Genomic DNA, 18719 nt, shown 5'->3' on the forward strand with positions numbered 1-18719 from the left:
CCTACAGTCGAGGCACGGAGAGCGCGCCGTCGACATTGATAATCGAGCCTGTGGAAAAGCCGAGCTTGCCGGCGGCAAGCGTCGCCACCACGGCGCCGATGTCCGATGCTTCGCCCCAGCGTTTTGCCGGCACCAGGCCGCTGTCGATAAGCGCGTCGTATTTGGCTGATACGCTCGCGGTCATGTCCGTGCGAATGATGCCCGGCCGCAGCTCGAACACGCCGATGCTTTCCGGCGCAAGCCGCAGCGCCAGGTTCTTCACCCACATCGAAAGGCCGGCTTTCGAGATGCAGTAGTCGGCGCGTTCCGGCGAGGCCATATCGGCGCTGACCGAGGTGATGGTGATGATCGAGCGCGGATGATTGCTGGGAGCCGCCAGCATCGCCTTGGCGACGGCCTGGCTAAGGAAGACTGTGCCGCGCAGATTGACGTCCAGCGCACGGTCGAAATTCTCGGGCTTCAGCTCCAGCAGATCGCCGCGCACCACGGCGCCGATGCCGGCATTGTTGACCAGGCAGTCGATGCGGCTGAAGGCACGTATGGCGGCGTCGACGAGGGCCGTGTGATCCTCGAGGTTGGCGATATCACAACGGACATAGGCGAACTCCGCACCCCGTGCGGTGATGTTGGCGGCCAGTTCGTCCGGCGCTTGTTCGGCAAGGTCGGCGATCAAAATGTCGAAGCCGGCCCCGGCCAGCGCCTCGGCGCAGGCGAGCCCAATACCCCGCGCACCGCCGGTGACGATTGCTGCGGGGCGGGTCATGCCGCGAGGTCCGTTCGGCGAATATGCTCGGCCACGCGGAGCGCCTGTGCCGCAATCGACAGCGCCGGATTCACGGCGGCCGAGTTCGGCAAAAAACTGGCGTCGACAACGAACAGGTTCGGGTGGTCGAAGGCGCGGCAGAAAGGGTCGAGCGGCGACGTCGCCGGATCGTCGCCCATTTTCACCGTGCCGCACTGGTGCGAGGGCGTGCGCTTGTCGAAGGGACGCGACAGCACGATGGGATAACCGCAGGCGCGGAAGTTCTCACGCATCAGCTTGGTCAGCCCGTCCAGCGACTGCATGTTGGAGCGCCGCCATTGCATGACGATGTCCTTGCCGTCGACCATGATGCGGCTTTCCGGATCGGGTAGATCCTCGCACATCAGATACCAGTCGACGGCGTGACCGGCCATGTAATCGAGCGCGAATTTCGGCACGCGTTTGACGTTGGCCTTCAACATGTTGCCGTCGATCTTGCCGAGCAGCTGGACGTTGCCGAGCGGCTTGCCGCCTTTGCCGTCGGAGAGATAGTAGTCATTCAGCATCAGCGTCTTCTGGTAGACGCTGTCGTTCCTGCGGCGCGGATCGATCGCCAGCATGGCGCTCGAATTATGGTTCATGAAATTGCGGCCGACCTGGTCGGAGCTGTTGGCGAGGCCTTTGCCGTCTGATGACGGCGAGCGCAGCAGGATGACGGCGGAATTGACCGCGCCGGCGGACAGGATGACCAGCTTCGGCGCGACTTTCTTCAGCTCGCCATTCTGACGGTAGTGAACGGCAGCGATGCTTTTGCCGTCGGACGACGCTTCGAGATATTCGACATGGCAGCCGGTTTCGAGTCGGATATTGCTGTCCTTAAGTGCGGCCGTCAGCGGTCCGGTCTGAGCGTCGACCTTGCCCTGGGCGGTGTTGGGGAAAGCATCCCAGCCGGTCTTGCCCTCTTTCAGCCAGGTGTCGATGTCGACGCCGAGCGGCAGCGAGGCCGGATGCAGGCCGAGGGCTTTCAACTCAGCGCGGGCGCGCGCAATCGGCGCCTCGTCGGGCACCGGCTTGAAGGCATAGGGGACCGAGTGGAACGGTTCGGTCGGGTCCTCGCCGAGTGAGCCGCGGACGCGAAACAGCTGCTCGGCTTTCGAATACCAGGGCTCGAATTCATCGTAGGAAAACGGCCATGCCGGCGAGACGCCACCGAAGTGCTCCATGGCGGCGAAATCCTCTTTGCGGTAGCGGATCAGCACCGCGCCGTAGAATTTCGAATTGCCGCCGACATAGTAGTAATTGCCGGGGTTGAAGGCCGCACCGCCGGCCTCGCGCCACATCTCCTTCGGACGGTAGTGGCCGTCGACGAAGATGGAGCGCGTGTCGCGGGCATGCGGCGTTGCCGTCAAGGGCTCACCGCGCTCCAGCATCAGGATCGAGGCACCGCTGCCCGCCAGACCGGAGGCGATCGTAGCGCCGCCGATACCGGAGCCGATGATGACGATATCGGGGCTGACCATCTCGATCAGCGGATGCGGTGTTCGGTCGCCGGATCGAAGAACACGGCCTTGGTCAGGTTGAAGGCGAGCGGCGTGCTGGTGCCCGGCTGGATGTTGGCGTCGGCCCGCAACCGCGCCACCACGCCCTTGCCGCCGAGGTTGGTCACCGCGAACGTGTCGGACCCTGCCGGCTCGACCACTTCGATGTGCAGGTCGGCAGTGGCAATGTTGGAGGCGTTGCGTTCCGCACCTTCCGGATCGGTCAGCGCTTCCGGGCGCACGCCGAAGATGATCGGCTTGCCCTGGAATGCCGAAAGACCCGCCGGCGCGTTGGCCATCGGCAGCGTGATCGGCTCGCGCGCCTCGCGCTCCAACACGACGGACAGCGCATTGCCCGACGTGGCAATGGTCGCCGGGATCAGGTTCATCGCTGGCGAACCCATGAAGTCGGCGACGAACAAATTGGTCGGGTTGTTGTAGATCTCGGCCGGGGTGCCGAACTGCTGCACCTCGCCGTCGCGCATGACGGCGATCTTGGTAGCCAGCGTCATCGCCTCGATCTGGTCGTGGGTGACGTAGACGATGGTTGTGCCGGTGGTGGCATGCAGGCGCTTGATCTCGATGCGCATGTCAACGCGCAATTTGGCGTCGAGGTTGGACAAAGGCTCGTCGAACAGGAACAGCTTGGGGTCGCGCACCAGCGCCCGGCCCATGGCGACGCGCTGGCGCTGGCCGCCGGAAAGCTGGCTCGGCTTGCGCTGCAGGAGGTGGCCGATCTGCAGGACCTTGGCCACCTTGTCGATCGCCTTTTGGCGTTCGTCGGCCGGCACGCCGCGCATCTCCATGCCGAAGGAGATGTTTCCGGCCACCGTCATGTTCGGATAGAGCGCATAGCTCTGGAACACCATGGCGATGTCGCGCTTGGATGGGTGCAGATCGTTGATGGCGCGGCCGTCGACGCGGATTTCGCCCTCGGTGATCTGCTCCAGGCCGGCAATCGTGTTGAGCAAGGTGGACTTGCCGCAGCCGGACGGGCCGACCAGCACCAGGAAGCCGCCCTTTTCGAGCTCGACATCGATGCCCTTCAGGATCTCGACATTCCCGAAGCGCTTCTTCAGCCCATCAATTTCCAGAAAAGCCATGGTCGTTCCTTCCGAATTGATCAGCCCTTGACCGCGCCAGCCATCAGCCCGCGCACGAAATAGCGGCCGGCGACGACATAGACGATCAGGGTGGGCAGAGCCGCGATCATCGCGGCCGCCATGTTGACGTTGTATTCGACGACGCCGGTCGAGGTGTTGACGACGTTGTTGAGCGCCACCGTCATCGGCATGGAGTCGCCTGTGCCGGCGTAAGCCGAAGCGAACAGGAAGTCGTTCCAGATGTTGGTGAACTGGTAGATGACGGTGACGACGAAGATCGGCATCGAGTTCGGCAGCATGATGCGGCGGAAGATCTGGAAGAAGGAGGCGCCGTCGACCTGTGCGGCCTTGATCAGCTCGTTCGGGAATGCCTCGTAATAGTTGCGGAAAAACAGTGTGGTGAAGCCGATGCCGTAGACGACATGGACGAAGACCAGGTTGACCGTCGGATTGCCGAGACCGAAACTCGTACCCGTCGCATTCTGCAGCTTCACGCCGAAACGTCCCAGGCTGCCGAGGATGGTCGCCATCGGCAGCAGCACCGACTGGAACGGAATGAAGCAGGCAAACAGCATCAGCCCGAACACCAGCGTGGCGCCGCGAAAACGCCATTTGGTCAAGACGTAGCCGTTGAGCGCGCCGAGCATGGTCGAGATCAGTACGGCTGGAGCCACCATCTTGATCGAGTTCCAGAAATAGCCCTTGATGCCGGCGCAGGTGAGGCCGACGCAGGTCTCGCCCCAGGCCTTCAGCCACGGGTCGAAGGTCGGCGCCGTGGGCAACGCCAGCATGTTGCCGTTCTGGATCTCGTCCATGGTCTTGAACGAGGTCACCAGCATGACGAACAGCGGCATCAGATAGAACAGCGCAAACAGCGCCAGAAGCCCGTAGATGACGATGCGGTTGAGGGTCTTGGTGCTGATGCCGCCGGAGGCCTGCCGGGAAGCAGCGGGGCGGGCAGGGGTGGCGACAGCGCTCATCGCGGCTTCTCCCGCAGTTCGGAATAGAGATAGGGCACGATGATGGCGACGATGGTCATCAGCATGATCACGGCACTGGCCGAGCCGACGGCCATTTCGTTGCGCTTGAAGGTGTACTCATACATGAAGTTGGACGGCAGCCAGGCCGAGCCACCGGGGCCGCCGCTGGTCAGCGCCACGACGAGATCGTAGGACTTGATGGCAAGGTGCGCGAGCACGATGAAGGCCGACAGGAAGATTGGCCGCAGCAGCGGAATGACGATGCGGCGGTAGAGCTGAAAGGTGGTGGCACCGTCGATCTGCGCCGCCTTCATGATCTCGCCGTCAATGCCACGCAGGCCGGCCAGGAACATCGCCATGATGAAGCCGGAGGCCTGCCAGACGCCGGCAATGACCACCGTGTAGATGACGAAATCCTTGTTCTTGATCCAGTCGAAATGGAAGCTCGTCCAGCCCCACTGATGCAAGGTCTGCTCAAGACCGAGGCCGGGGTCGAGGAACCATTTCCAGGCGACGCCGGTGACGATGAAGGACAGCGCCATCGGGTAGAGATAGATCGGCCGCAACACACCTTCGCCGCGAATCTTCTGGTCGAGCAGGATGGCCAGGAACAGGCCGAGCGCCAGGCAGATGGCGATGTAGAGAAAGCCAAAAATGCCCATATTGACGATCGACGTGTACCAGCTCGATGGCGGGTCGGAGTCGAACGTCCAGCCCCACAGCCGTAGATACGCGCGTGGTCCGGTAATGACATAGGACGGGAAGGTCTTGGAATTAGTGAAGGACAGATAGACAGTCCACAGGATAAAGCCATAGACGAAGACGATGGTGATGGCGAAGCTCGGCGCCAGCACGATCTTCGGCAGCGCGTCCTGCAATCGCGCGCGCACGGAGGGGCGAGACCGCTCGGGTGTCAGCTTGATCTGGGTCGTCGCTACACTGCTCATGAGGCTCCTCCCGTTAGGGTCGTCCGTGCTCTGCCGTCAGGAGGCAAGGCGGCCCCGTGCATACGGGTCTCTGGTCGGCATGGTGTTCAAGAGGGTTTCACCGTTTCACGGAAACGGCGAACCTCTCTAACTCTTTCTTTTACGCAATTCCGGCCGGAAAACCGCTCACACTTTTCCTGGAATTGCGCCAGCCGTCCAATCCTGAGGCGAACCTTCCCCGCCGAAGCGGGAAAGGTGTCTTGCCGGCCAGGGCTTACTTGGCGTCGTCGATTGCCTTGACCAGTTCGGTCACGGCTTCGTCCGAGGTCTTGATCTGACCGTGGACGAACTTCGAAACGACGTCCTTGTAGGCATTGGCGACCGCCGGAGGCGCGCCATAGCCCTGGGCAAGCGAGCCGAACAGTGTGCCGCCTTCGTTGGCAGCCTTCAGGTCGGCGATGCCCTTCTTGCCGCACGCGTCGAAGTCGGTGTCCGGAACGTCGGTACGGGCGGGAACCGAACCCTTGACGACGTTGAAGGCCGACTGGAAGCTCTTCGACAGGGTGGCGGTGGCCAACGCGACCTGGGCGGCCTTGCGGTCGTCCGGAACGTTGAACATGCCGAACATGTCGGAGTTGTAGACCACCGAGCCTTCCGTGCCCGGGAAGCGATAGCACAGGAAGTCGGTGCCCGGCGTTTTCTTGGCGGCGTTGAACTCGCCCTTGGCCCAGTCACCCATCACCTGCACCAGGGCATCGCCCTTGATGACCATGGCGGTGGCAAGGTTCCAGTCGCGGCCCGAGAAGTTCGGGTCGACATAGGTGACGAGCTTGGCGAGGTTGTCGAACGACTTCTTCATCGTGTCCGACTTGAGGGACTCGTCGTCGAGGTCGTTGAAGGCCTTCTTGTAGAACTCAGGTCCGCCGGTCGACAGCACAACCGAGTCGAACATGGTGGCTTCCTGCCAGTTCTGGCCGCCAAGGGCGAGCGGAATAACGCCAGCCGCCTTGGCTTTGTCGAGCAGGGCGACGAAGTCGTCGAAGGTCTTTGGCTCGGTGCCGCCGATCTTGTCCATCACCGCCTTGTTGATCCACAGCCAGTTGACGGAGTGGACGTTGACTGGAGCAGCGACCCACTTGCCGTCATAGACGGAGAACTTCTGCAGGGCTGCCGGAACCGACTTGTCCCAGCCTTCCTTCTTCGCCGTCTCGGTCAGGTCGCCCATGACGCCGGCCGCCGCATAGTCGAGCACGGTGTAGCCGAGCATCTGCGACGCGGTCGGGTAATTGCCGGCCGCGACCATGGCCTTCAGCGCAGTCATGGCGGCGTCGCCGCCACCACCGGCCACCGGCACGTCCTTCCAGGCATAGCCTTCCTTGGCAAGGTCGCCCTTGAGGACGTTGAGAGCAGCCGCTTCGCCGCCCGACGTCCACCAATGCAGCATCTGCACTTCCTTGACGTCCTCGGCATGGGCCGAGAAAGCAAAGGCCGTCGCCAGAGCCGTTCCGATAAGCATTTTGCGCAACATGTTCTACCTCCCTTGTTGCATTACACGACCGGTGGAAGCCCACCGGGTTCTTCCAAACTCAGCCGACCCACCAACCGGTGCGCTGGCCGCGATGAAACTGGATTGTCTTTTCCTCGGTATAATCCTCGACAGCGCGTTTGCCGAGTTCGCGTCCGATGCCGGACTGCTTGTAGCCCCCGAATGGCAGCTCGGGAAAGCCTTCCATGAATGTGTTCACCCAAACGGTCCCCGAACGCACACCACGCGCCACCGACATACAAGTGTCGATGCTGGCGCTCCACACCCCTGCCGACAGACCATAGGGCGTGTTGTTGGCGATGTGCAACGCCTTTTCAATCGATCCAAAAGTCAGCACGGAGAGCACCGGGCCAAACACTTCCTCGCGCGCAATAGCCATGTCTTCGGTAACGCCGCGAATGATGGTCGGATCGAGGTACTGGCCGGCATTGGACGCCAATTGGCCGCCACCGCTATAGACATTGCTGCCGTCTTTTGCTGCTGCCGCAACGTAATCTGCGACCTTGGTCAGATGGTCGGCGGAAATCATCGCGCCAACCTTGGTTCGGTCGTCGAGTGGGTCGCCGACCGTTACCTTGGCGGTCAGGGCCTTGACAGTGGCGAGGAAATCGTCGGCGATGGCTTCATGCACGATCAGCCGGCTGCCGGCATTGCAGCATTCGCCGGCGTTGAAGAAGCCGCCGAACACTGCTGCGTCAGCGGCCGCCTCGAGATCGGCATCGGGGAAGACGATCTGGCCGTTCTTGCCGCCGAGCTCCATCGAGACTTTCTTCAGCGACTGCGCGGCGGAAGCCATGGTCATCTTGCCGACGCGGGTAGAGCCGGTGAACGACACCATCTCGACCAGCGGATGGCTGACCATCGGCCCCCCGACATCGGCGCCGAGGCCGGCCAGGATGTTGACGACGCCCGCGGGCAGGCCGGCCTGCATCAGGATGTCGCCGAGCACGAAGGTCGAGGCCGAGGTCATTTCGCTCGGCTTAACCACCGCGGTGCAGCCGGCGGCGAGCGCGAAGGGCAATTTCTGGCTGACGATCAGGAACGGGAAATTCCACGGGGTGATGATCGAGACGACGCCGATCGGCTCGCGCAGGACGACGCCCAGCATGGCGTCGCCGAGATTGGCGTAGCTTTCGCCGTGCAGCGTGCGGGCGAGCGAGGCGGCATAGCGCCAGATGTCGATGGCGCCGCCGATCTCGCCGCGCGCCTGGGCGATCGGCTTGCCGGATTCCAGCGCATCGAGTCGGGCGATGTCTTCGAGCTGGGCCTCGATCAGGTCGGCCGTCTTGAGCAGGATGGCTGCGCGCTCGGCCGCCTTCGTGCGCGGCCACGGGCCGGTCTCGAATGCCTTGTGCGCGGCCTGCATGGCCGCCTCCACCTCGGCCTCGCCGGCCTGCGCATAGCGCGAAACGGTGAAGCCATGGCCGGGGCTGTTGCGCGCAATCGTGCGGCCGTCACGGGCATCGACATGCTTGCCGTCGATCAGCAGCTTGTAAGCCTTCGGCGCCTTGGACGCCTCGGCCGGCATGGAAATGTTGAGCGGTGCGTTCATCATGCTTTCTCTAAGATCTGGAAAAGGCCGGCCTCTGCTTGGCCTTGAAGGCGCTCACGCCGGCTTTGAGGTCGCCGGTCAGCGCAACGAAGCCGCTGGCGAGCGCCTCGGTGGCGGCCGCACTTTCCTCGCCTTCGGCGACTGCGATCATCAGCTTGGCGGCTTCGGTTGCGAGCGGCCCGCGCCCGGCGATTTTTTCGGCCCAAGTCCTGGCCTCTGCCAGCGCCTGGCCGGTCTCGACCACGCGGTCAACGACGCCGAGGGCAAGCGCGTCGGAGGCGGCAAAGAGCTCGCCGCCGAGTGCCATGCGGCGCACGATCTGGGCCCCAAAGCGGCGCACGGCGCGCTGCGTGCCGGACCAACCGGGGACGACGCCGATCGATGTCTCGGGGAAGCCGAGCTTCACCTGCGTTTCGGCGACACGGAAGTCGCAGGCGACCGCCAGCTCCAGCCCGCCACCCAGCGCATGGCCGGAAAGCACCGCGATGGTCGGCTGCCGCAGCCGCGCCAGTCGGTCGAAGACACGGTGGCCGTAGCGCACCCATTGCACCTGAAAGTCGGCAGCGCTCATTTGTGCCCAGGCCTCGACGTCGCCGCCGGCGCAAAAGCCTTTGCCTTCGCCGCGGATCAGCACGACGCGCACACCTTCAGCCATTTCGGCTTCGTCGAGCGCTGTCTCGAGCGCGCGCAGCATCGGAATGTCCAGCGCGTTGAACTTCTCCGGCCGGCGCAGCGTGACGATGCCGATGGCGCCGTCCTGCTCGAAGGTGACGAGGCGCTCAGCCATGCGCGCCTCCGAGAGAAGCGCCACCATTCAGCGACAGGCCGATCGGCCGGTCCTGATAGAGAGCCGCCGGCGTGAACTTGAGATCGTTGGCGATGCCGAGCGGAATCTCTGACTGCGCCAGCACATCGCGTTCGAGGTCGATGCCGGGCGCCAGTTCCGTCACCATCAGACCGTCCGGCGTCAGCTTCATCACGCAGCGCTCGGTGACGTAGGTGATGTCCTGCCCTTGCGCGACGGCGCGCTTGCCGGAGAAGGAGATGTGTTCGACCTCGTTGACCACCTTCTTGACCTTGCCTTCTGCATCGATGCGGATGCCGCCATCGGCGAGCGACAGTTTTGCGCCGGCATTGAAGAAGCCGGAGAAGACGATCTTTTTCGCCCGTGCCGTGATGTCGACAAAGCCGCCGGCCCCGGCGGTGACATGTGGCCGGGCCGAGAGTTTCGACACGTTGACGGAGCCATGGCGGTCGATCTGCAAGAAGGAGAGCAGCGAGGCATCGAAGCCGCCGGCCTGGAAATAGATGAACTGGTGCGGCGAGGGCATGATCGCTTCGGCATTGGAAGCGCAGCCGAACTTGAAGTCGAGCAGCGGCACGCCGCCGACGGCGCCCTGCTCGATCACCCAGGTGACCTTGCCGTGCTGGCCTTCCTCGAGAAGGATACGCGGCACGTTTGCCGAGATGCCGAAGCCAATGTTGACCGCCATGCCGTCCCGCAATTCCATGGCGACGCGGCGCGCGATTACTTTCTGGACGTTCATCTCAGCGTTGCGGAAGCTGGACAACGGCCGGAAGATCTCGCCCGAAATCGCCGGGTCGTAAGGCGTCAACGTCGTCTGCAACTGGTCCGGCGCCACCACGATGTGGTCGACCAGGACGCCGGGCACGCGCACGTCATGCGGCTTCAGCGTGCCGTTCTCGACGACGCGCTTGACCTGCGCAATGACGATGCCGCCATTGTTGCGGGCGGCGAGCGCCTGTTCGAGGCCGCCCAAATAGGCGCCTTCATGCTCGTAAGTGAGGTTGCCGCGCTCGTCGGCGGTGGTGGCGCGGATGATCGAAACGTTGGGCACGATCGAGCGGAAATAGAGCCATTCCTCGCCGTCGAACTGCTGCACCGAGACGATCGGCTCGCTTGCAGCCTCATTCATGGCGCAGCCCTGGTGGCGCGGGTCGGCAAAAGTGTCGAGGCCGACCTTGGTCAGCACGCCCGGCCGCTTGGCGGCAGCTTCGCGGTGCATGTCGAACAGGATGCCGGACGGCACATTGTAGGCGGCGACCGAATTGTCGCCGATCATCTTCCATATCTGCGGCGGCTCGGACGAGGAGGGGCCCGAGGGATAGGAGCCGCAGAGCGTGCGCTTCAACAGGCCAGGCTTAGCCAGATGGTCGATGCCCTTGATGCCATACATGTCGCCGGCGGCGATCGGATGCAGCGTGGTGATGTCTTTCGGATGGCCTTCAGCGTCGAAGCGCTGGCCGATGGCAGCCAGCACGGCATCCGGGCAGCCGAGGCCGCTCGATGACGAGACGGAGACGGTCATGCCGTCCTTGATGAGGCTGGCGGCCTGCTGAGCGGAGACGAGCTTGCTCACTTGGCGCTCCCGAGTTTCGGCTCGATGGCAACCGCCTTGCCGGATTTCCCGGACAGCAACGCTGCTTCGGCGCAGGCTAGTGACCAGACGCCGTCCTCGCCGGTGGCGGAGGGCTGGCCTTCTCCACGCATGGCCGCATGGAACTGGCGCAGCGACCTGGCGTAGAGGTCTTCGCGGTCGAAGCTCAGTTCCTCCTCGCCTTTGGCGGTGCGTAGCAGCACCGAGCCGACTGGCTTCTGCGTCATCACATTTTTTGCGATCAGCGAACCTTCGGAACCATGCACCTCAAAGCCGGTATCGGCGAACTTGGTTGTGAAGCCTTCATGCGACTGGGCGATGATGCCCGACCCGAAGCGCCAGATGCACATGGCGCCGTCTTCCAGCCCGCTGCTGGCCATGCCGGCCAACTGGGTGAAGGCCGAAATCTCGACCGGGTCGTCGCCGAGCACGAAGCGCAGCGTGTCGGCATCATGCACGGTGATGTCGAGCACCACGCCGCCGCCGGCCTCAGGCTTGGTAATGCGCCAGCCCTGCAGGTTTTCCGGCAAATAGACGGAATGGAAGACGCGCGCGGCAATCGGCTTGCCGATATGGCCGGCTGATATGGCGTCGCGCATGGCGCGGTGGGCGCCGGCATTGCGCAGATGATGATTGGTGCCAAGCACGACACCGGCTTCCTTGGCGGCGGCGACCATTGTGCGCGCGTCGGCGCTGTTCAGCGCCAGCGGCTTTTCGCACAGAACATGCTTTCCCGCCTTGATCGCAGCCAATGCCTGTTCGAGATGCAGTTCATTGGTGGTCGAGATGTAGACGGCGTCGATTTCGGCGCCGAGCAAATCGTCCAGCGTCGAGACGGCAAGCGGAATATTCTGTTCCGCGGCATAAGTCTTGGCGCGCTGCGGACTGGAGCTCATCACCGCCGCGATCTCGCCACCCTCTTGCGCGCGGATGGCGTTGATCATGAACTGTTTGGCGATCGTGCTGGCGCCGATCAGTCCCCATTTGACGCTCATGCCGCGTCTCCCATTCCTGCTGATGTGTCCTGGGCGCCGCGATCGGGACCGCAGCTGTCCCTGACGACCAGATTGACGGCGCCGATATGGTCCTCGGCATGCGTGATGCGCGACTGGATCATCTTCAGCATGACGTGGGCGGCGCGTTCACCGAGGCCGGGTGTGTCGACCGAGACGCTGGTCAGCGCCGGCATATAATGCTCGGCCTCGACCACGTCGTCGAAGCCGACGACGGCAAAGTCCGCGCCGGGCTCCAGCCCGCGCTTGCGCAGCGCCAGCATGACGCCGAAGGCGACGGCATCGTTGAAGCACAGTGCCGCCGTCGGCGGCTCGGCCATGGCAAGGGCGGTTTCCAGGCACGCGATGCCGCCCCTGCGGCTGGTCTCGCCTTCGACGACAAGCACGTCGCGCCTGGCAATGCCCAATGTTTCGCAAGCTTCACGAAAACCGCCCAGGCGCTCCTGATAGACGACCAGGTCGGAGGTGCCGCCGAAGAAGGCCAGCCGGCGATGGCCCTTGCCGATCAGATGGGCGGCGGCGAGATACGCGCCGCGATGGTTGTCAGGAGCGATCACCGGGATGCGGCTGTCCGGCAGGCGGCGCATGGCGAAGACGACCGGCACGCCCGCCATCTCGAGGCGACGGAAGGCGCCCGGCGTGGTGCCGCGTGCCGGTGACACGATCAGGCCTGCGACGCCCTGTTCCATCAGCGACTTCAGCACTTCTTCCTGGCGCACCGGGTTCTCCGCCGTGTTGGCGATGAAGGGCACGATGCCGGCCGACTGGAAGACGCGCTCCATGCCGACCGCCAGCTCGGCGAAAAAGGGGTTGGTGAGATCGTTGATGACCATGCCGATGACGTTGGAATGGGCTTTGCGCAGATTGGCGGCGCCGCGGTTGTAGACATAGCCGACATCCTCGATCGCCTTGCGAACCTTGACCGCGGTTTCAGGCCGGATCAGCCCTGAGCCTTGCAGCACAAGCGACACCGTCGATTTGGACACACCAGCCTCGCGGGCGATGTCCAGGATCGTTGCCTTGGCCCGGCTGGCCATGTCGGTGGTTTCCTCCGCCTAAATGAGAAAATCTATTGGAACGTTCTAATCACTCTGCCAAACGAGAGTCAATCGGGATTCTTGCGGAGATCGAAAAGGTGATGAATGTGGTTCCTAGCAAGGACTCTTAGCCTTCTTCAACGTTTGGGCCGGTTCAATCGCCGGAATCATAAAGTTTCTTGATTTATTGGAACGTTCCATTTATAGGATGCCGAAAACGGAGGTTGCCATGGATATCACCCTGCCTACGCAGAATGGCGGCCGCGTCAGCTACAAGCTCGCGGGCAGTCCGGTCGAGCCCGTAATCGGTGCGGTTTTCCCGCGCATCGCCTATGCCGCGGCCCATGTCGTCGCCGACCCTTTCGCGATGACCGACCCCTGGTCGAAGCCTGCGGTCGACTGGGACAAGACGATGGCGTTTCGGCATCATTTGTGGCGGCTTGGCTTCCGCATCGCCGAGGCGATGGACACCTCGCAGCGCGGCATGGGTTTCGACTGGGCGAATGCGCAGGAATTGATCCGGCGCTCGATCGCCGAGGCGCGCAGCGTCGAATGCGCAGACCTCGCCTCGGGCGCCGGCACCGATCATCTGGCGCCGGCCAATTCGAGATCACTCGAAGATGTGATCGCCGCCTATGAGGAGCAGTTCGCTTTCATTGAAGGCGAGGGCGGCAAGGCGATCATGATGGCCAGCCGGGCGCTGGCAGCGGTCGCAAAGGGGCCGGACGACTATATCAGGGTCTACGATCGCATCCTCAGCCAGGCATCCGGCAAGGTCATCCTGCACTGGCTGGGCGACATGTTCGATCCTGCACTGAAAGGTTATTGGGGCAGCGGCAATTTCGAGGCCGCGCTCGACACCGTCGTCGCCATCATCGAGCGTCATGCCGGCAAGGTCGAGGGGATAAAGATTTCCCTGCTCGATGCCGGCAAGGAAGTTGCCTTGCGCAACCGGTTGCCGGAAGGCGTCGTCATGTTCACCGGCGACGATTTCAACTATCCCGAACTGATTGCCGGCGACGGGAAGCGGCACTCGCACGCCTTGCTCGGCATATTCGACGCCATCGCGCCGGTCGCCAGTGCGGCGCTCGCGAAACTGGCTGACGGCGACCGCGCCGGCTTTGACGCGCTGATGGCGCCGACAGTGCCGTTGTCGCGCAAGATCTTCGAGGCGCCGACGGAGTATTACAAGGCCGGCATCGTCTTCATGGCCTGGCTCAACGGCCATCAGGACCATTTCGCCATGGTCGGCGGCATGCAGTCGGCGCGCGGCATCCTGCACTATGCCGACATCTTCCGCCTTGCCGACCAGGCAGGGTTGCTCGCCGATCCCGAGCTTGCGCTGGCCAGGATGAAGCATTTCTGCGCGGTTGCAGGTGCCTGAGAACGACACAATCGCTGGCTGAAACCTGTCCCCCGTATGGGGGATTTGCGTTCTCGCGCCAAATCTGTATTCGGTTGCCGGGATTGGATGCGGACGGAGCGGCAATGACGGAAAAAGTGGCGCTCATCACCGGGGTTACCGGGCAGGACGGGGCCTATCTCGCAGAATTGCTTCTGCAGAAGGGCTATATTGTCCATGGCGTCAAACGCCGCTCGTCCTCGTTCAACACCGAGCGCGTTGACGACATCTATGTCGATCCGCACGAGCGCGGTGCGCGTTTCTTCCTGCATTATGGCGACCTGACCGACGCGACCAACCTTATTCGCCTGGTGCAGGAGACACAGCCCGGCGAGATCTACAATCTCGGCGCCCAGAGTCATGTCCAGGTGAGTTTCGAGACGCCGGAATACACCGGCAATGCCGATGCGCTGGGAGCACTCAGGCTGCTCGAGGCGATCCGCATCCTGCGCCTGGAGAAGTCGGTGCGCTTCTATCAGGCCTCGACGTCGGAGCTTTATGGCAAGGCGCGCGAGGTCCCGCAAAGCGAGACCACGCCCTTTCATCCGCGCTCGCCCTATGCCGCGGCCAAGCTTTACGCCTACTGGATCACGGTCAATTACCGCGAGGCTTACGGCGTGTTCGCCGCCAACGGCATCCTGTTCAATCACGAAAGCCCGACACGCGGCGAGACCTTCGTCACTCGCAAGATCACACGGGCCGTCGCCTCGATTCATCATGGCCTGCAGGACACGCTCTATCTCGGCAACATCGATGCCAAGCGTGACTGGGGCCATGCGCGCGACTATGTAGAGGGCATGTGGCGCATTCTGCAGCACAGCGAAGCCGATGACTTCGTGCTGGCGACCGGCGAGGCGCATTCCGTGCGCGAATTCGTCGAACTGGCTTTTGCCGAGACCGGACGCAGCATCCGCTGGCAAGGCGAGGGTGTCGATGAAGTCGGTGTCGATGCCGGTTCGGGCACTGTCCTGGTCCGTATCGATCCGCGCTATTTCCGGCCGACCGAGGTCGATCTGCTGCTCGGTGACCCCGCCAAGGCCAAGGCAAGACTCGGCTGGTCGCACACGACCGGCTTCAGGGATCTGGTGACGGAAATGGTGCAGGCCGATCTGGCACGCGCGGCCGGCGGCACGCGGCAGAACAGCCGTTCTGCGTGAGGCAGGCCGATGGACGCGACATTTGAACTGAAGGGCAAGCGTGTCTTCGTCGCCGGGCATCGTGGCATGGTCGGTTCGGCCGTCGTGCGCCGGCTGGCGAGCGAGGACTGCGAGATACTCACCATATCGCGCGACAAGCTCGACCTGCTCGACCAGGCGGGGGTGCGGCGCTGGATGGCCGACCACAGGCCGGATGCGGTGGTGATGGCGGCCGCCAAAGTCGGCGGTATCCTGGCCAATGACCGGTTCCCTGTCGATTTCCTGCAGCAAAACCTGGTTATGCAGGGCAATGTCATTGACGGCGCCTTTCGCAGCGAGGTCGGCAAGCTTTTGTTTCTCGGCTCGTCCTGCATCTATCCAAAGCTCGCGCCGCAGCCGATCAGGGAAGACGCGCTGCTGACCGGTCCGCTCGAACCCACCAATGAATGGTATGCGATCGCCAAGATCGCCGGGCTCAAACTGTGCCAGGCCTATCGGCGCCAGCATGGCGTCGACTACATCTCGGCGATGCCGGCCAACCTTTACGGTCCTGGCGACAATTTCGACCTGCAGAGCAGCCATGTCGTACCGGCGCTGATGCGCAAGGCGCATGCGCTGGCACTGAGCGGTGGCAGCAGCCTGGAGGTCTGGGGCTCGGGCACGCCGCGGCGTGAATTCCTGCATGTCGACGACGCCGCCGATGCCTTGGTCTGGCTGTTGAAGAATTATGCCGGCGACGGCCACGTCAATGTCGGCTCGGGAGAGGATGTCACCATTGCCGAGCTTGCCCAGACCGTCGCATCGGTCGTCGGCGTCGAGGCTAATATCGCCTTCGATACGACCAAGCCAGACGGCACGCCGCGCAAGTTGATGGATGTTTCGCGGCTGTTTGCAACGGGATGGCGCCCCCGCTACGCGCTTCGCGGTGGATTGGAACAGACATATGCGTGGTTTCTCAACCATGTTGAGAAGGGTGATGTCCGCCTCGGCGCGGCCTGATTCCAATTTTCCTTGAACCATTTCGCTGCCGCCCGCGACCAAGCGGTGTGTAGCAAACACGGTCCATCAAGGAGAACGTCAATGTTTATCACTTCAAGAAACGTCTTTCTCGCCGCCATCGCGGTTTCGGTGCTGGCAGGGTGTCAGACGGCACCGCCGAGGGAATGCGAGAAGACCAAGCCCGGTGTCACTTACAACGGCAAATGCTGCGGCATCGGCACACAGTGCCGTGAAGGCAACAACACCCCTCATGACAAGCCCGACAGGCCCGATCCGCGGCCACAGTGATCCGCGAGCCAGAAACGTCCCGGCACGTGCCGGGACGTTTCGTCCCCCGACAGGGTGGATTTACGGATCGGAAGGCCGCTACCCGGTTCCTTGCTGGCCGGCATTTGAATACGAAACGGGACGGCGGGGCAGTAGACGATGCGGTCGCGCAGATCGCGCGAAAACTTCCCGCCGGATCTGTACTTCAAGGGGCTGTTCGACTGTTCGAAGGGAAGGTCCCGTAGAAACTCAGATTTCGCTTTCCGTCGATGCGAAGGATGCTACTAAAAAAAATTCGAGATGCTCTTGAACTCATTTGGGGCGCCTCCTAATTCGATTTCCGCCAAGGCCATAAGGCTCGGCAAAAAATGGCGGCGCCGCACGGGGCGGCGTCCTTGTACCCATGTTGCTTCAAGGAGGATGTGGCTATGAGAACCTTTGATACCCTCTATCGGACCACCGTCGGTTTCGACCGGCTTTTCGACATGCTCGACAGCGGCACGCGTCCAGACTGGCCGCCCTATAACATCGAGAAGGTCGACGAGAACGATTACCGTATCTCGATGGCCATCGCAGGCTTCAGCCAGGATGAGGTTGAGCTGACCCAGCATGGACCCGAACTGGTCGTGGTAGGCCAGAAGGCTGATGATCAGAGCGGACGCCAGCTGCTGCACCAGGGCATCGCCTATCGCAGTTTCAGGCAGACGTTCAAGCTTGCCGACCACATGAAGATCAAGGCAGCCAAACTGGAGAATGGCCTCCTCTCGATCGACATCGTCCGTGAGATTCCCGAAGAGCTGAAACCGCGCCGCATTAGCATCGGCGTCGGCGACACGCCGACGGCCGCCACTCAGATCACGCAAGACACGGACCGCGCGCGTAAAGCCGCGTAATCCTGTCGATCTGTCACTTTGAACTGCGGGTCCGCCTCCCGGTTTCGGCCGGGAGGCTGTGATTGCGGAGAAACGAAGATGATCACTGCAGGACGTACTGGCGCGCATCTGTCGCGCGCCCGCAGTTGGCCTGGACCGCGCAAACCATGAACTCAATGGTTCGTTCGATTTGGAGGATCATATGAACGATCGGATGTTTGACAGCGCCGTTTTCGTGAAAAGCGGCGACAACCTTGTTCAGGAAATCACGTGTCTCGAGGACGCTCTGGAGTTCCTCTATGAATGGCCGAAGGACAGGCGCGGCCCCATTCACCAAACCGCATTGCGGGCCTGCCAGCGAGCTTTCGATAGCGATTATCCGCTTTCCGCAGCCAGAGACGCGTTCAGCGGTTTTGCGAAAGCAGCCAGAATCCTTGAGGAAGAAGTATCCACGACAATGCCGTGGATGATGGGCAGAGGTGGCGAAGGCGGAGGAGTGACTGCCTAAAGCGCGTCGCGCTGAAACCGATTCATGCGACACGCTTTAAGTCTTTGCTTTGATGCATGTCGTTGTCCCAGACCCGCGGCACACTTCTGCGTGACATGCATTAGGAAAGGAGGTCATGATGCTATCGAAACCTTTTGAAAAGCCAGTCCGGGTGTGGGTGGGCTTGGGCTTTCCCCGCCAACTCAACACGGTCGCAGATGCCTATCAATTCGCATCCGAATGGTGTGGCAACAGCCCGGAGCAGAGAGCTGCTATTCGCGCTTGCAAAGCCGCTCTGATTGGTGATGTGGAACCCGAGACAGCACGAGGCGTCTTCGTCGCGTTCGCTCGCAAGAAGGATATTCTTATGGAGGACGGCATCGAGCCTGCGCCTTCAAGGACGCTAAGCCCGCACCACGTCTAAAGCGCGTCGCGTTTGAACGGACTCAGGCGACGCGCTTAGGTCTTTGTTTTTAGGCATGTCGTTGTCTCAAAACCGGGGCCACTTTTGAGCGACATGCATTAAAATGTCCACAAACACGAGGCGGCTGCCACAAGCGGTGGCCGCCTTACCGGCTAAGTCGTCGAAGGGGTGCGCCAAAAACGGGCTTGGCTAAGTTATTGAAAGGATGGTGGGCGTGACAGGGATTGAACCTGTGACCCCTGCAATGTCAATGCAGTGCTCTCCCGCTGAGCTACACGCCCATCCGAAGCCGCGCA

The 18719-nt window shown here is 62.6% G+C and carries 18 protein-coding genes and 1 tRNA gene; 7 read left to right on the forward strand and 12 right to left on the reverse strand.

What is annotated here, in order from left to right; all coding sequences use genetic code 11:
- Position 1: 1 nt before the first annotated feature.
- From NKI32_RS00530 to NKI32_RS00580, 11 genes are all read right to left on the reverse strand, one after another.
- Positions 2 to 763 (reverse strand): 3-ketoacyl-ACP reductase, encoded by a 762-nt coding sequence (locus NKI32_RS00530; RefSeq protein WP_353001517.1) that lies wholly within the window; start codon positions 761 to 763, stop codon positions 2 to 4.
- Complete coding sequence (locus tag NKI32_RS00535; protein ID WP_353001519.1) at positions 760 to 2262, reverse strand: GMC oxidoreductase; 1503 nt, start codon at positions 2260 to 2262, stop codon at positions 760 to 762. Before NKI32_RS00535 ends, NKI32_RS00530 begins: the two co-directional genes overlap by 4 nt.
- A 5-nt stretch (positions 2263 to 2267) precedes the next feature.
- A complete protein-coding gene (locus tag NKI32_RS00540; protein ID WP_023671180.1) occupies positions 2268 to 3383 on the reverse strand; it encodes an ABC transporter ATP-binding protein in 1116 nt (371 codons plus the stop codon).
- Positions 3384 to 3403: 20 nt separating this feature from the next.
- Positions 3404 to 4363, reverse strand: coding sequence for a carbohydrate ABC transporter permease (locus NKI32_RS00545; RefSeq protein WP_023755037.1), 960 nt, complete (start codon positions 4361 to 4363; stop codon positions 3404 to 3406).
- The gene (locus NKI32_RS00550; protein ID WP_023671182.1) at positions 4360 to 5310 is read right to left on the reverse strand and encodes a carbohydrate ABC transporter permease; all 951 of its coding nucleotides are present in this window, start codon (positions 5308 to 5310) and stop codon (positions 4360 to 4362) included. Before NKI32_RS00550 ends, NKI32_RS00545 begins: the two co-directional genes overlap by 4 nt.
- Before the next feature lie 253 nt (positions 5311 to 5563).
- A complete protein-coding gene (locus NKI32_RS00555; protein ID WP_032888198.1) occupies positions 5564 to 6817 on the reverse strand; it encodes an ABC transporter substrate-binding protein in 1254 nt (417 codons plus the stop codon).
- A 58-nt stretch (positions 6818 to 6875) separates the two neighbouring features.
- Positions 6876 to 8387 (reverse strand): aldehyde dehydrogenase family protein, encoded by a 1512-nt coding sequence (locus NKI32_RS00560; protein ID WP_023701022.1) that lies wholly within the window; start codon positions 8385 to 8387, stop codon positions 6876 to 6878.
- Between the two features lie 10 nt (positions 8388 to 8397).
- Positions 8398 to 9174: an enoyl-CoA hydratase/isomerase family protein gene (locus tag NKI32_RS00565; protein ID WP_023683222.1), complete on the reverse strand. Its 777-nt coding sequence runs from the start codon at positions 9172 to 9174 to the stop codon at positions 8398 to 8400.
- Positions 9167 to 10768 carry an acyl CoA:acetate/3-ketoacid CoA transferase gene (locus NKI32_RS00570; protein ID WP_023710931.1) on the reverse strand — a complete coding sequence of 534 codons (1602 nt, stop codon included), beginning with the start codon at positions 10766 to 10768 and terminating at the stop codon, positions 9167 to 9169. Before NKI32_RS00570 ends, NKI32_RS00565 begins: the two co-directional genes overlap by 8 nt.
- Positions 10765 to 11781 carry a Gfo/Idh/MocA family protein gene (locus NKI32_RS00575; protein WP_353001522.1) on the reverse strand — a complete coding sequence of 339 codons (1017 nt, stop codon included), beginning with the start codon at positions 11779 to 11781 and terminating at the stop codon, positions 10765 to 10767. The genes NKI32_RS00570 and NKI32_RS00575 overlap by 4 nt, the downstream gene beginning before the upstream one ends.
- Complete coding sequence (locus tag NKI32_RS00580) at positions 11778 to 12836, reverse strand: LacI family DNA-binding transcriptional regulator (protein WP_023695643.1); 1059 nt, start codon at positions 12834 to 12836, stop codon at positions 11778 to 11780. Before NKI32_RS00580 ends, NKI32_RS00575 begins: the two co-directional genes overlap by 4 nt.
- A 229-nt stretch (positions 12837 to 13065) precedes the next feature.
- Here NKI32_RS00580 and NKI32_RS00585 point away from each other — a divergent pair, with 229 nt between their 5' ends.
- From NKI32_RS00585 to NKI32_RS00615, 7 genes are all read left to right on the forward strand, one after another.
- The gene (locus NKI32_RS00585; protein WP_023701024.1) at positions 13066 to 14220 is read left to right on the forward strand and encodes a dihydrodipicolinate synthase family protein; all 1155 of its coding nucleotides are present in this window, start codon (positions 13066 to 13068) and stop codon (positions 14218 to 14220) included.
- A 104-nt stretch (positions 14221 to 14324) separates the two neighbouring features.
- Positions 14325 to 15395, forward strand: a complete 1071-nt coding sequence (gmd, locus tag NKI32_RS00590; protein ID WP_023704027.1) for a GDP-mannose 4,6-dehydratase — start codon at positions 14325 to 14327, stop codon at positions 15393 to 15395.
- 9 nt (positions 15396 to 15404) lie between these two features.
- Positions 15405 to 16373 (forward strand): GDP-L-fucose synthase, encoded by a 969-nt coding sequence (gene fcl, locus NKI32_RS00595; protein WP_023817261.1) that lies wholly within the window; start codon positions 15405 to 15407, stop codon positions 16371 to 16373.
- 81 nt (positions 16374 to 16454) lie between these two features.
- Positions 16455 to 16661, forward strand: coding sequence for a hypothetical protein (locus NKI32_RS00600; protein WP_081731494.1), 207 nt, complete (start codon positions 16455 to 16457; stop codon positions 16659 to 16661).
- 407 nt (positions 16662 to 17068) lie between these two features.
- Complete coding sequence (locus NKI32_RS00605) at positions 17069 to 17533, forward strand: Hsp20 family protein (RefSeq protein ID WP_023671192.1); 465 nt, start codon at positions 17069 to 17071, stop codon at positions 17531 to 17533.
- A 181-nt stretch (positions 17534 to 17714) separates the two neighbouring features.
- Positions 17715 to 18020 carry a DUF982 domain-containing protein gene (locus NKI32_RS00610; protein ID WP_023701027.1) on the forward strand — a complete coding sequence of 102 codons (306 nt, stop codon included), beginning with the start codon at positions 17715 to 17717 and terminating at the stop codon, positions 18018 to 18020.
- Positions 18021 to 18135: 115 nt separating this feature from the next.
- Complete coding sequence (locus NKI32_RS00615) at positions 18136 to 18423, forward strand: DUF982 domain-containing protein (protein WP_031197745.1); 288 nt, start codon at positions 18136 to 18138, stop codon at positions 18421 to 18423.
- Between the two features lie 206 nt (positions 18424 to 18629).
- On the opposite strand, the gene NKI32_RS00620 is transcribed toward NKI32_RS00615, so the two are convergent.
- Positions 18630 to 18704 (reverse strand) — tRNA-Val (locus NKI32_RS00620).
- Between the last annotated feature and the right edge of the window lie 15 nt (positions 18705 to 18719).

This window comes from Mesorhizobium sp. M0761, assembly GCF_040320205.1.
Lineage (GTDB): Bacteria > Pseudomonadota > Alphaproteobacteria > Rhizobiales > Rhizobiaceae > Mesorhizobium.